13 protein-coding genes and 1 pseudogene are annotated in these 13747 nt (G+C 38.8%); 4 read left to right on the top strand and 10 right to left on the bottom strand.

What is annotated here, in order from left to right; all coding sequences use genetic code 11:
- Positions 1–7: 7 nt before the first annotated feature.
- Entirely contained in the window at positions 8–1309 is a 1302-nt protein-coding gene (gene eno / locus JO40_RS01250) for a phosphopyruvate hydratase (protein WP_044977539.1), read from the bottom strand.
- Between the two features lie 122 nt (positions 1310–1431).
- Here eno and JO40_RS01255 point away from each other — a divergent pair, with 122 nt between their 5' ends.
- Positions 1432–1986, top strand: coding sequence for a GNAT family N-acetyltransferase (locus JO40_RS01255; RefSeq protein ID WP_044979656.1), 555 nt, complete (start codon positions 1432–1434; stop codon positions 1984–1986).
- Between the two features lie 59 nt (positions 1987–2045).
- Positions 2046–2837 (top strand): class I SAM-dependent methyltransferase, encoded by a 792-nt coding sequence (locus JO40_RS01260; RefSeq protein ID WP_044977540.1) that lies wholly within the window; start codon positions 2046–2048, stop codon positions 2835–2837.
- A 1-nt stretch (position 2838) separates the two neighbouring features.
- Here the strand turns inward: JO40_RS01260 and JO40_RS01265 are convergent, their stop codons facing one another.
- Entirely contained in the window at positions 2839–3519 is a 681-nt protein-coding gene (locus JO40_RS01265) for a zinc metallopeptidase (RefSeq protein WP_044977541.1), read from the bottom strand.
- Between the two features lie 16 nt (positions 3520–3535).
- Complete coding sequence (locus tag JO40_RS01270; protein ID WP_044977542.1) at positions 3536–4243, bottom strand: hypothetical protein; 708 nt, start codon at positions 4241–4243, stop codon at positions 3536–3538.
- Positions 4244–4498: 255 nt separating this feature from the next.
- On the opposite strand from JO40_RS01270, the gene JO40_RS01275 reads away from it, so the two are divergent.
- Positions 4499–4891: a DUF3784 domain-containing protein gene (locus JO40_RS01275; RefSeq protein WP_044977543.1), complete on the top strand. Its 393-nt coding sequence runs from the start codon at positions 4499–4501 to the stop codon at positions 4889–4891.
- A gap of 483 nt (positions 4892–5374) precedes the next feature.
- Here JO40_RS01275 and JO40_RS01280 read toward each other — a convergent pair whose 3' ends face one another.
- The 6 genes and pseudogenes from JO40_RS01280 to JO40_RS01300 form a co-directional block, all read right to left on the bottom strand.
- On the bottom strand, positions 5375–6139 hold the full coding sequence (locus JO40_RS01280; protein ID WP_044977544.1) for a class I SAM-dependent methyltransferase: 765 nt from the start codon (positions 6137–6139) through the stop codon (positions 5375–5377).
- 195 nt (positions 6140–6334) lie between these two features.
- On the bottom strand, positions 6335–6559 hold the full coding sequence (locus tag JO40_RS01285) for a DUF3847 domain-containing protein (protein ID WP_002690939.1): 225 nt from the start codon (positions 6557–6559) through the stop codon (positions 6335–6337).
- Between the two features lie 145 nt (positions 6560–6704).
- Complete coding sequence (locus tag JO40_RS01290; RefSeq protein WP_044977545.1) at positions 6705–7394, bottom strand: flavodoxin family protein; 690 nt, start codon at positions 7392–7394, stop codon at positions 6705–6707.
- A 134-nt stretch (positions 7395–7528) separates the two neighbouring features.
- Positions 7529–7730: pseudogene (locus JO40_RS12970) on the bottom strand (recombinase family protein); the annotation flags it as partial.
- A gap of 171 nt (positions 7731–7901) precedes the next feature.
- Positions 7902–8078 (bottom strand): PcfB family protein, encoded by a 177-nt coding sequence (locus tag JO40_RS15410; RefSeq protein ID WP_433122218.1) that lies wholly within the window; start codon positions 8076–8078, stop codon positions 7902–7904.
- A gap of 95 nt (positions 8079–8173) precedes the next feature.
- Positions 8174–10285 carry a hypothetical protein gene (locus tag JO40_RS01300; protein ID WP_245608948.1) on the bottom strand — a complete coding sequence of 704 codons (2112 nt, stop codon included), beginning with the start codon at positions 10283–10285 and terminating at the stop codon, positions 8174–8176.
- Between the two features lie 236 nt (positions 10286–10521).
- Between JO40_RS01300 and JO40_RS01305 the strand changes: the two genes are divergently transcribed.
- The gene (locus JO40_RS01305) at positions 10522–12123 is read left to right on the top strand and encodes a ClC family H(+)/Cl(-) exchange transporter (protein WP_044977546.1); all 1602 of its coding nucleotides are present in this window, start codon (positions 10522–10524) and stop codon (positions 12121–12123) included.
- Between the two features lie 8 nt (positions 12124–12131).
- On the opposite strand, the gene JO40_RS01310 is transcribed toward JO40_RS01305, so the two are convergent.
- The gene (locus tag JO40_RS01310) at positions 12132–13739 is read right to left on the bottom strand and encodes an ATP-binding protein (protein ID WP_044979659.1); all 1608 of its coding nucleotides are present in this window, start codon (positions 13737–13739) and stop codon (positions 12132–12134) included.
- Positions 13740–13747 lie beyond the last annotated feature (8 nt).

Consider the following 13747-nt stretch of genomic DNA (forward strand, 5'->3'; position numbering starts at 1 on the left):
TATCCTTTTATTTTTTTATCAGGTTTGCAAATGTTGACATGCCTGCATAGCGGGCGTTATAGCCGAGCTCATCTTCAATTCTCATAAGCTGGTTATATTTTGCGATGCGGTCGCTTCGGCTCATTGAACCGGTTTTAATTTGTCCGGTTTCAAGAGCTACGGCTAAGTCGGCAATAAAGGCATCTTCGGTTTCGCCTGAGCGGTGCGAGATAACGGCGGTGTAGCCGGCCTTTTGAGCCATTCTTACGGCATCGATTGTTTCGGTAACGGTTCCGATTTGGTTGAGCTTTATCAAAATAGAATTGCAAGCTCCTTCTTCAATACCGCGGGCAAGCCGTTTTGTGTTTGTTACAAAAAAGTCATCGCCCACAATCTGAATCTGATTTCCCAATTCCTTTGTCATCTTTGCATAGCCTTCCCAATCATTTTGATCGAGCGGGTCTTCAATAGAAACAATCGGATACTTGCTTATCCAATCCTTAAAAAGGTCTACCATCTCATCGGCATTTAAAATTTTAGAAGGTTCCGACTTCCAGAATTTATAGCCTTTTCTGTCGCCTGCATCAAAGAGCTCGGAAGAAGCGCAGTCCAAAGCTATTACCACATCCTTTCCGGGTTTGTAGCCGGCCTTTTCGATAGCCTTCATTATATAATCTAAGGCTTGAACATTTTCGATATTGGGAGCAAAACCGCCTTCATCTCCTACTGCCGTAACATGGCCGTCCTTCTTTAAAATGTCCTTTAAGGCATGGAAGACCTCGGCTGTCATTCTTATGGCTTCACGGATTGACGGAGCTCCTACAGGCATAATCATGTACTCTTGAAAATCTATCTTGTTGTCGGAATGACGGCCGCCGTTTATGATATTAGCCATGGGAACAGGCATCTGCATAGTGTGAACGCCTCCCAAATAGCGGTAAAGCGGCAAGCCTAAACTGTCGGCAGCGGCACGGGCTACAGCCATCGAAACACCGAGCATAGCATTTGCTCCGAGCTTGGATTTATTTTCGGTGCCGTCAAGATTGATAAGCATATTGTCTATTTCGGCCTGATCCAAAGCATCAGCCCCGTCAAGTTCTTCGGCAATAACCGTATTAACTTGATCAACAGCCTTTAAAACACCCTTTCCCATGTAGCGGCTCTTATCACCGTCCCTCATTTCCAAAGCTTCATATTCTCCCGTAGAAGCCCCGGAAGGAACACAGGCTCTGCCGCAGCTAAAATCGCTTAACTGAACCTCAACCTCTACAGTCGGATTTCCCCGCGAATCCAAAATCTCGCGGCCTTCAATATAAATAATATCAGACATATTAACCTCCTTAAGATAAGCCTATACTTAATTCTACTCTTATTGCAAAATAAAATCAAGGCCGAAAATAAAACACGGTAAAGATATTGACCATCCTCTTTCTTTTAGATATAATTCGGCTCATGTACATCAAAAAACTTATCGGAAAAAAATGTTATCTTGCCCCAATGAGGATTGAAGATGCGGAAAAATACGCTGTTTGGGCAAACGATCAAGAAGTGTCTGAATATCTTAATTTTGCTTCTTCGATTATAGGCCTTGAAGCCGAGCGCATTATAATCGATAGGATTTCAAAAGAACATAATTACGCAATAGTAGATTCCGAGACCGATGAGCTTATAGGAAATGTGGGGCTTATGAGTATCAATCATATGAATAGGACAGCCGAGCTCGGTATCTTTATAGGGAACAAGGCCTATTGGTCAAAGGGTTACGGTACCGAGGCTATGTGCTTACTCATAAACTATGCCTATCAAAAACTAAACTTACACAATATCATTTTAAATGTATATTCTTATAATGAAAGAGCTATTAAGGCTTACGAAAAAGCAGGCTTTAAAAAAATAGGCGCAAGGAGAGGAGCTTTAATCCGAAACCGTAAAATGCACGATATAATATTAATGGATATTATCCCTGAAGATTTTTACGCAAAGCATCCTGAGTTTGAAATAGTTTGATCTATAAGATTGATTTATCGAGATTGATTTATCGGAAAACCTTGTTAGAATAATAGGCTATGAAAAAGCAAAAATTAAGCGGAGCCGAGGGCTTTGAAAGCTATTATCTTTCGATTTTCGGCGAAAGATGGCAGAGCTTAAAAGCCGCCCTTTTAGAAGAAAACAAGGCACAAGCCTACAGTGAAAACCTCATACAAAACTATTATCTGGATTATGCAAGCATTCGGGCGGCAAAGGCAATGCCCGTTCTTGAAGAAGGAATCTGCCTGGACATGTGCGCCGCCCCCGGAGGAAAAACCTTAGTCCTTTTAAGCAGGATTAAAGAGAATGCCGAAATACAGGCAAACGAACTTTCTGCCGAAAGGCGGAACAGACTTATAAGGGTGCTTGATGAACACTTAAGCGAAGAGAACCGAAAACGGATAAGAGTTTCTTCCTATGATGCTTCCCGAATGCCCCGCTACGGCCAAGAACTTTATGATAGAATTTTACTGGATGCTCCCTGCTCTTCCGAGAGGCATGTTCTCCAAAACGAAAAATACCTTAAACAGTGGACAGAAGCCCGCATAAAAAATTTAAGTCAAAGGCAGTGGGCACTTTTGTCTGCGGCCTTTTTACTCCTTAAGCCTAAGGGCTTTTTAGTTTATTCTACCTGTGCCCTCGCCGATGAAGAAAACGATTCCTTAATCGAAAAGCTCATAAAAAAGTATAAAGAAAAAGTAAGGCTTGAAGACAAGCTCGATAGCCTTGGCCCCATCCTTCCTGAAAAAACAAAATACGGATTCCGTTTTCTTCCCGATAAGGCGGAGGGAGCAGGCCCCATCTATTTTTCTCTTATTCAAAAAAATTAAACTACCTTCTATCCCTTGAAATTAAAATTAAGCGCAATAAGTTTGCCATTGCAGTAAGAGCTGAGGCCACGTATGTTAGGGCTGCAGCCGATAAAACCTTCCGAGCTCCTTTCAGCTCTTCTTGGGTTAAAACGGCATTGTGTTCCAATATTTTTAGAGCTCTCCTTGAAGCATCTATTTCAACCGGCAGGGTTATAAGATAGAACAAAACCGCACAAGCAAAAAGGATGATGCCTATGTTGAGAAGCAGGTTCATTCTAAAGATAATACCGGCAAGGGCCAGATAGGGGCCGGCAGTCGAACCTATGTTTGCAACCGGCACCAAGGTGCTGCGTAAGATTAGGGGGGCGTATTTTTCTTTGTCTTGAATGGCGTGGCCTGTTTCGTGGGCGGCAACGCCTACGGCAGCTATAGAAGTTTTATCGTATACAGGCTCCGAAAGGCGTAAAACCTTATGAGAGGGGTCATAGTGGTCGCTTAAACTTCCCCCTACCCTTTGAATGTTTACATCAGAAATCGAATTCGATCTAAGCAAGAGGGCGGCAGCTTCTTTGCCCGATACCTTTCTCATGGTCTGCACTTGGGAATATTTTGAAAAGGCAGACTTTACCTTAAATTGGGCATACAAGGATAACAGCAGAGTCGGAACGACCAAAATCAAATAATAATAATCGAAATACATAACACCTCCAAAAAATTTAGAACTTGACCTCAACAAAGATGGGGTCTCTTACACAAAGCAATTCTGAAAGGGGAATATCCACGGTTCCCTTATTTCCGTCCTGAGAAGAAGAGGCAAAAGGGGTAATCTTTATGCTTTTAATTTTTTTAGGACAGGTAATAGAAACATGGAACTTCGATTTTTTTAAATCGGATGCTAACTTTTCCCCATAGGCGGCCTTAATAAGCTCTTCATATTCCGCAGTTCCGATAGGTTCTCCGGTTATAGCAGGAGCCATTAAAAGCTCTACATATTCCCTGTCATCCTCTGAAAGCATATTCACAAATTCTTTTATGTTATCGGGGCCTATACTCAAGGATAAAATTCCTGCCTTCATATCCGTTTTTACAAAGGAGGTTTCACTATCCATGTCCTTACTCATGATTTTTATTTTTGCATTTATGCCCGCTATCGAATTGGTAGTCATGTTCAAAACTTTTATACCCTTCGACTCCAATTCTTGTTTTATTTCTTCAACGTTAAAAATGGAACGGCTTTTTGACTTTTCTTCTTCAGTAAACTGAGCCGCATTTTCAAGCAGGGCGTCTATTGTTTTCCCTGTTTGAATATCCAAGGTTACCACAACATCTCCCGATGCCTGAACAAAGACGTCGGCCTTAGGTGCACAGGCCGTTAAAATAAGTCCCGCAATCAGCACAAGCATGATGGTTTTAATATGTTTCACTTTCATTTCTCCTATAAAAATAATACGCCGTTTGCCGAATAGCAAATTCGGCAGATAAAAAATGAGGCAGTATTCCTGCCGAGCTTTTTATCATATCTATTTATATCAGATATAAATATAAAGTACAATAAGCTCAAAAAGTTTCAAAATAAATATTAGATGCATAGAATTTGACACATAGAATTTGATGCATTTACAAAGATAATTTACCGTGCTATACTTAAATTTAAGGTAAAACGTTTTTGGGAGGAAGGAATGATAGCTTTTTATATAATTGCAGCAGTGCTTGCGGTTTTCGGTATTTTAATTCGCAAGTTTAAATTCTATTTTTTGATTGCAGGTTATAATATGATGAGTAAGGAGGAAAAAGAAGAATATAATGCCTCTTCCATAGGCAAACATGTAGGGCTTAGCCTCTATCTTCTTTCAGTTCTTTCCTTGGCCGTCGGCCTTTTTTTTCGGTTTTTTCAACTGTCCAAGCACACCGAAAAACTTGTAATCGCAGTCTATATAATTCTTACAATGATTGCAGTTTCAATTCTTTTAGTAAAAGAAAATAAAAAAAGACTAAACGAAGTTATTCCCTTTATTGTGTTTATAAATATTGTCGTCCTGATTATTTTGACTGTAGTTATTTTTATGGGGTAAAAGATATTTTAGCATCATAAAAATGTGTCGAATTTTAGAGTGGCATTTAAATGTAAAGCTCAATTCGGAAAAGGGGATGATGGAATAACAAATGATTTTCCATCTCCCCTTTTTGTGTTTCCGGTTTTATTTTAGATTGAACGGATAGATACCTGTTTTTTTAATCAAGTAAAAATAGCAAAAAACACCGGCGGCTGCAAGCAGTAGGATTAAAAAGGCAATCAACAACCCCGACGCGAGCGTCGGGGTACAGTGCTCAATGTTTCGCACTGTATGTTCTAATAAGGTGGTTGCAGTCGGCTTTAATACCTTTCGTTACGACGCAAGCATCGGGGTATTAAACCCTCCGCACGAATAAAAATATTTCTGCCTACATTGCCATACATCCCTTTGCCACAGCAAGAGCATTTCAACAAGCCGGACAGAAATGGTAATGATGGGGATTCTTTTTCTCAATCTTCTTGGCCTGCGTCTTCCTTAACATTATAGTTTAATGCAGAGTGTAGCTATATAGTCATTTCCATAACGTGATAATCTATGTCTTTTATCACATGATTCATAAAAATCTATCATAGCGAGACCATTTTTAAGTTGTCCTCTAATCTGAGTTTCTAAGGTATGGCTAAATTCATATCCATATTCCGGATTTATGGTTATTTTGCCTTCCTCTTCAAGCTCTTTTGAATTAAAAGGTATTGAAAACTTTAAAAGTAATTCCTCATCGGGTTTGTCCCATACAATGTCAGCATCATACATGTATATCCAAGGATTCATAAATCCGACCATTAACAGTCCACCCTTTTTCAATACTCGAGAGGCTTCTTTATACATGTTTTCTAAATCTTCTATATATACATTTGAAACCGGATTAAAAATAATATCAAAAGTTTCATTTTCAAATGGAAATGGTTTTGTCATATCGCCTTGAACTGTATTGATTTTTAAGCCTTCTCTTTTAGCAACCATATCATCTCTTTGTAATTGTGATTTAGAAAAATCCATTATGGTTACATCATAACCTTTTATAGCAAAAACTGGACCCTGTTGTCCACCACCACAAGCTAAACCTAATATCTTTTTTCCGTTGGCTTTTTCAAACCATTCTTTCGGAACTTTTTTCCCAACAGTTAATGCAACAGAAATTGAATTATTTCTAACTTCTTCTAATTCTTCATGTGTCAATGGCTCAGTATAGTCATTTTTTACATTATTCCATCTATCTTCATTTAATTTTATATAATTGTTCATCTTATAATCTCCTCGTAATTTTATACTATTTCGATTTAAGTTGGATGTGTTGCCATTACATTTTTCTCACCTCTACAAATTCTAATTTGTTTTACTCGATGTTTGTAATATTATACCATTTTTTTAGCCAATTTGTACAGGTCTAATTCTTGCTTCTTTCCTGTGATAGTTCTCTGTTTTCTTGTTGCAATTTTTCTACTCTCTATGATTTTTAAGATTGATTTCATCTTTATTTCTTTGACTTGTTATTAGCTGATAAAATTCATCTTTGGTTAGATTTTTACTTTCTGTAAAGATACTTTCAAAGACTGCTCCTTTTTCATATATTCTTTTATCTCTCTTTTTTCTTTCTTCCTGTTTCTGTTGACTGATGAGCTTTTTTCTTTTGTTTTGTAACTGCTTGATTTCTTCATCTGCCATTAAGATTTTTTCTTCTATGTTTTTTATTTTCTGTTTTCCTCTCTTTTTATTTTTGAGCAAATAAAAAACAGTAAACCTTTTTCCGATTTACTGTTTCTGTGGTAGTTTTATTAAATTGTTAGTTCAACAAACAACTGGGATTTGATTATTTCCATGGACGATTTTTAGCAAGCCATCCTTTCTCTTGCCAATATGTCTTATCTCTCTCATTCCATCCCTTTTTTTGAATAATTCTCATGATATTAAATAAAATCCTTGTTTTTATTGAAGGTCTTACCATTGTATAGTTGCTTTTTATTTTATTCGAGAGAGTTGTTGTTTGGCGGTCAATCTTTGATTTTATCTTCTCGTCAACTCTCTTCCAATCCGTCTCCCAAACTGCAATACCTAATTTATAAGTTTTAGCACATCCCCAAAAGAATGTGCTATCTGCCATATCTTTATTAGCTTTTTTCATTCCTGCCCCAGCAGCTGTTGAAACACAGACAGCTTGTTTTGAAAACATACTTTCACTTGGTCGGTGAACCATCCATCTATAACCATAATGGTCAAGAAACGCTTTCATTGAACCTGTAACATGATATACATATACAGGACTTGCAAGAATAATTATATCCGACTCATCTATGGCATTTGTAATTGGCTGTAATTGTTCGAAATGCGGACACATACTTTCTCCTTTAGTAAAGCAATTCCCACACCCAATACAGAAATGATTAAAATCTTTTGGTAGAAAAAATTCCGATACTTCTCCACCCAATTTATCTGCAAGCATTCTTGAACTATTATATGTTGAACCTTTATGACTTTGACCATGTATAATAACTATTTTCATAAAATCACCACCGTAAATTCAAATTTATTTGTCTATATCGGCTAATATTATAACATTTTTAAGCGATTTTTTTCCACTGCCAGATTTCCCACTTACTCGCTACTATTCCCTCTTAGAATGTATTACCTTAAACTCATGATGACAATTCCGATTTTGCCTTGTTCTACATCGTTTATCATCTGTGTATAGGCTGAGCGGTCAAAGAACCTACCGCTTTCGTCATCGTCGGTATAGCGGCGAATGTTTATCAGCTTTTGCTCTCGCACCGTCTCTATCTTCATCACCAACTGAAAGGCGGGAGTATAGTGCTGTGATTTTATTATGATATTCTATCATGGCATTATCCTCCTTTTTTGTGTCTATATATCACTCCTGTTTCCGATGTGAAGAATCACTCATAGCTCCACCCCACGATCTTTCACTTTAACTTTCTCACGAGTCTTGTGATTTTTTTTCGCAGCTTCCTTGAAAGCAGATAGCGCCTTTTTCACGGATGGCTTTTTCTCCTTACGGAGATTCTTCGCCATATACTCCCTTAAAGGCTGGTTCCATCACATCTGCATCACGGCCCTTGAAGAAAACTAAATATCTTGGTGGATTCTCTGAAATGTCCTTCTTCAAAGCAAAATCAATTCCATACTTCTTGGCTGTTCCTTCAAAGTCTTTGATATTGTCAAGGAGCATTGATTTTCACTACTCCGAAAGTGCATCAATTCGACAAATAAGGGGATGATGGAATGACGAATGGTGCTCCATCTCCCCTTTGTGTGTTTTCGGTTTTATTTTAGATTGAACGGATAGATACCCGTTTTTTTAATAAGATAAAAATAGCAAAAAACACCGGCGGCTGCAAGCAGCAGGATTAAAACGGCAATAAAAATATTTCTACCCTTTTTCTTTTCGGCGAACGGGTCAAGGTGTGCGAGCCGTGCGTTTTTCGGCAATGATGCCAATTTTGTAAGCGAGCTTCCAAGAGGAATATTGATTTTTGCATGTGCATTAATCGCCCAGCCGTTTGCTTCAAGAATTGGACCGATACTTCTCTTGCGCAATTTCATGGCGGCCAGTATCATCGACGGGCCCGATATAATCAGTATAAGCCCGATAAGTCCTATGGGTACCCACAAGCCTAAGCCGAATAATGCTTGAAGTAAACTGCCGATAAGAGTTGAAATTCCGCCTATTGCCGTCCCGATTAAAGCAATTGTTCCTAGATCAAGTTTCTTATTCTGTAAACTCGCCGCTGCTTCTTTCGGCATATTGACCGCTTTGTCTGCAGCCGTTGCAATAAGAGCATCCGATTTTTCATTTGCAGCATTTGCCCTTTTTGCGATTTGGTCTTCGACCATGCGTGCTAAATTTTTATACGGGCTAAAAAATGCTTCACGCACGCTCACCGGATTGGCAATAACTTTAGTAACAGTTGCGTTCCAATCATTTCCCTCTCTATCATAAAACAAACCGTTTCGTCCAACAACAATATTGTCGGAAGCACCATTGGTCAAAAGTGCCAAAAGTTTTCGTTTAGCTGTCCCTCGTGTTATATCACAGTAAAGTAAATACGCTCCGGACAAAATATCCAAAGCTGCATGGCGTTCATCCCCGTTTAATTCAAAGCACAAAGTCGTTGCCCGTGTGTCAAAGAATAAAACACCTGCTTGAAAGGCGGTTTCACCTCCGGTATAAAAGTTTGAAAAGCTGACATAATTTTTTAAAAGTGTAAAAAAGTCTTTTCGAAGAAGCAATAATTTTTTGAGCGATTGGATATGCTGTTTTTCCTTTTCAAAGGTCAGCTGTTCATTTATTTCACTGATAATTTCTTTCTTTTGATTGAGCTTTGTTTGCAAAAACTGCGGATTGATTTTTGCAGTCTTAATTTCAGCTTGCTTTGAATACACCGTAGTAAAGTCGACAATTTTTTGTGAAATATTTTTCCAATCGTTTTCTGTAAGTACCGAAAGCTCTCCTAACAAGGGCGAAATGGTATCTGTGTAAAGCCTTTTGATTTCATCTGCCCAAGCCGGGTTTATTTTGCTTTGCATGTCAAAAACCATTTCGGTATTCGGCAATGCGATGGGAAGTTCGCGTAATTTTTCGCTGGAAGTGTTCAATTCAACATTAGTAAAGGTTTTAAAAATTTCACTGTAGTCGGTGAGGGAGGTATTTTCTCCGTCGGCATAAGTCAAAAGTTTACAACGCACAAAAAAGTCATCTATTTTTTTTTGAATGGCTTCAAAAGCGGCTACGGCTTTTACCATCAATGCAGCGTCTAAACCTGCACTGACGATTTTTAAATTTTCGGTGTTTTGAAGAAACCGATTTCCTTCGTTGCTAAACATGTCAAAGATGGCTTCACTTGTGCTGTTTATGTTTTCTTTTGCATACAGTGAAAGCAGCTTTTTCAAGCGTAGATCATCGCTGTCGCCATCAGATATTTCTCCGAGTTCATTTGATTTTATAATCTCATTTTTGTTTTCAATATCCGCAAGTGAAATTATACCGTCTGTTTTTTCCTGTCTTTCTAAAGTCCATTTCGCTGTCTTTACAAGTTCGGCACTTTTTATATCGCTGAGTGACAGTGTATCACCATCTCGCATGATAATGCCGACATCCTGTAAACTTTCCGCTAAAAAATCGACGGCATCTAAAACTTCCGGAGGGCGGATAAATCCGTCTGCATCCGCATCCAGTATTGCAGCCGTTTCGGGGTTAAAGAAAATGCCTTTTGTCGGCATCGCTAATGTAGTCCAAAGCTTTTGGTCTAATTGCCTCAGATTAAGAATATCATCGGCAGTCTCAAACACCAACTGAGTTACTCCGCCGAATCGTGCAAATTTCCAAATATGTTTTTTCAGGTTTGCCTCCAAGCCGTAGTTAAAGTAGCATATCATAGTTTTTTTATCAAGAGGTTAATGCAAATTGACAGACGTCCATTGACAAAAGGCCAATTTATGATTGCGAAAATCAATTTTATAATATTTTTTAAAAACACCCGGTACTTCAAAAGGCACAATACGATACTGTCAATCAGCACAGCAAGGATTTACCTTATTCATTAACCTTGATTTTCGTGCTTTGGAGAGTATTTTAATTGACAGGCTAAAGGCTTATTTATATAATATCAAAAATGAAACACACAGGTTTAAACACAAAGAAAATTCTTGAAAATTGGTACGGCAATCATCTTATAATTGCCGGGGAAAGTTTTATAGTTGGAATTCTTACAGGTCTTACCGTTACGGCATTTAGAAAATCCATCGATTTTCTTTCAGGCTTACGAATTGATTTTTACGATAAGACCGCAAGCGGACTGTTAAACCCGACTTTTGGTACGGCTCTGGGCATTGTTGTCTTAATATTGACGGTAATTGTACTAGGCTTATTTATGGGCTTTATAATCAAAAAATATCCCGTAATAAGAGGAAGCGGGGTTTCACAAATCAAGGGTAAATTTATGAAAAAGCTCGATATGACCCCATGGCCGGAATTACCCTTAAAATTTTTAGGCGGTGTTTTAAACATAAGTGCAGGCCTTTCAGTCGGACGGGAAGGCCCCTCCGTTCAAATCGGAGCATACATAGGAAGTGCCTTTGAAAAAATCGGCAAGACTTCCCATATTGAAAGGGTTTGCCTTGTAACAAGCGGGGCTGCAGCAGGGCTTGCCGCAACTTTCGGAGCTCCCTTTGCAGGAATCGTCTTTGCAATCGAAGACCTGCACCAATATCTAAGTCCACTCCTTTTAACCTGCGTAATGCTTGGAGCCTTTGCAGGCGACCTTACAGCCTCAGTATTTTTTAAGCAGGGAGCTATTTTTGATTTTCGCGGTCTTCAACTTTTCCCTATAAAATATTTCGGTTGGCTAATTTTGATGGGGGCCGCGGCAGCTCTGATCGGGCATCTTTTTAAAAAATCTATTTATACTTCTCAAAAGATGTACAGAAAATTAAAAATTCCGCCCCAATTTTCGCCATTGATTCCGTATCTTATTTCGGTACCTGTCTGTATTTTTTTGCCCCTTGCGGCAAGCGGAGGAGATCATCTGATTGAAGCCATTGCAGAACACAGCTTTCCGCTTTCCATGCTCGTTCTGATTCTTGCGGCAAAGATAATTTTTACAGGCCTTTCGGCAGGCTCCGGAGCCATAGGCGGCATATTTGTTCCTCTTCTTTCATGTGGAGCTTTGACGGGAATTATATTTTCGAACATCTTGGTTTATTTTAATTTAATTGAAGCTCAATATGCCGTAAACCTGATGGTCTTTGCGATGGCCGCCTTTTTTACTACCGTAATAAAGGCTCCGGTTACAGCCATAGTTCTTCTTGCAGAAACAAGCGGAGACCTTTTCCATTTGGGAGGCTTGGTGCTGACCACAGCAGCTGCATATATTACGGCAAACATAATAAAGTCGCCGCCTAATGACGAGGTTCTTTTAAAACAGATTTTAGACAGTGAAGATTTTGCAAATAAAAAAGAAAAAGCGGAAGAACACGGCAAGCAGGTTTTTGAAGTCTGCGTTTCTCCCGAATCTTTTTTGGACGGAAAGAAAATTATGGATGTCCAATGGCCTGATGAATGTTTAATCGTTAGCATTGCGAGGGGCGAAGAAGAAATCATTCCCGACGGCAGCACTCTTATCTCGGCAGGAGATCGTCTGGTGGTTTTAACACACGGACACTATGTCGAATTCCATTTGGAACAGATTGCCGAGATGGCTCAAGTTATAGATTAAAAACTTAATTACAAGTTACATACTACCCAGTCTGCAATAGTCCGTTTTTCTTCGTCAAAACTAGAACCGATTGCAATTATTTTTTTACCTCTTCCCGAGTACTTGTCTGCATAGCCTTTTTCTTTGATTTGCTTAATGGCATTCTCTGCCGTTTCATTTGAAGTCAGCTTAAATTCAAAGATATAAACTTTATCTTTAAATTCAACAATGCAGTCGGCCCGTCCGGTTGCACAATGAACTTCAGTGTGCACAAACTGGTTCATAAGAGCGAACACAAGATAAACCGCTGTCTGATAATTTTGTTCACGTAAGGCTAAATCTTTTTCGGTTAAGTTATCATAAGGAATGCCCGATATTATTCCCTTCATCTTTTGCATAAACCCGTCTACATCTCCCGCCTCAATCTGCTCGTAGAATTCCCAAATCGAAAGCCCTGTTTTGTCAGCCCTTATCGAAGTGTAGGCGGGCATAAGGTTATGTAAAAAACCGTAACGCACCTCATCGTTAGGAAATCCCAAACGGTAAAGACCCGCAAAGTCATTATAGTCTTTGATTGTCAAATATCCGGATTGAAACAATATTGGCAGAGGGAGAATAGGATCAGCTCTATACTCATTAAGACCCTGCTCATCAAGCTGAATATTTCCGTCAAGGTCGGGAATATTGTAATAAGCCTTTTTTAAGTATTCTACCAAAAAGGTCGGAGTACCTGTCGCAAACCAGTAGTCACGCATTCTTCCGTCAGCAAAAACATTTAGCAAGCTGAATGGATTATACATATTCGTTCCGGTTTCAGAGAATTTATAGCCATCATATCTCTGCTTTAATTTTGCAAGAGCTTCATCATAAGTCAAGTTATTTTTTTCTGCAAGATTTTTAATTTCAGGTTTAAAATCGGCTTCAAGTTCTTCTTGCGAGATACCGCAGATAGCCGAATAATCCGACAATAAACTCAAATCCCTTAAGTTGTTTAAATCGCTGAATATGCTGATCTTGCTGAATTTTGTAACTCCGGTTAAAAATGCAAAGCGGAGGTACTGGTCTGCACTTTTTATAACTCCGAAAAAGCCTTTAAGGATTGTGCGGTAGGTTTCGTTTAAGGCCTCATCTTTCCACATCGTTTGAAGAAGGGGCTTATCATATTCATCGATGAGAATAACAGCTTGCCTGCCGGTTTTTTCATAAGAGCGGCTTATCACTCCGAAAAAGCGTTCTGTAAGAGTATTTTCGGAATCCTTACTACCGTAAAGCTCTTCCCATCTGCAAAGATGATTGTTTAAAAGGCTTTCCAAATCCTCCCTTGTTTCGTATTTTGAAAGATTAAAATCCAAATAGAGCACGGGATATTCCTGCCAAATTCCACGATTTTCTTTTTCGGCTTCTTCAAATTTTTCGATTTTCAAGCCTTTAAAGAGTTCTTTTTGCCCGAGAAAGTAGGCCTTTAATGTAGAAAGCAAAAGGCTTTTCCCGAAACGGCGCGGACGGCTTAAAAAATATGGAGCCGGATTTTTAACCAAATTCCATATATATTCGGTCTTATCAACATAAAAAAAACCGTTTGTTATAAGTTTTTCAAAACTTTGAACGCCTATCGGCATTTTTCTAATCGTACTCATAAACATAG

It is taken from the genome of Treponema putidum, assembly GCF_000755145.1.
In the GTDB taxonomy this organism is placed as follows: Bacteria; Spirochaetota; Spirochaetia; order Treponematales; family Treponemataceae; genus Treponema_B; species Treponema_B putidum.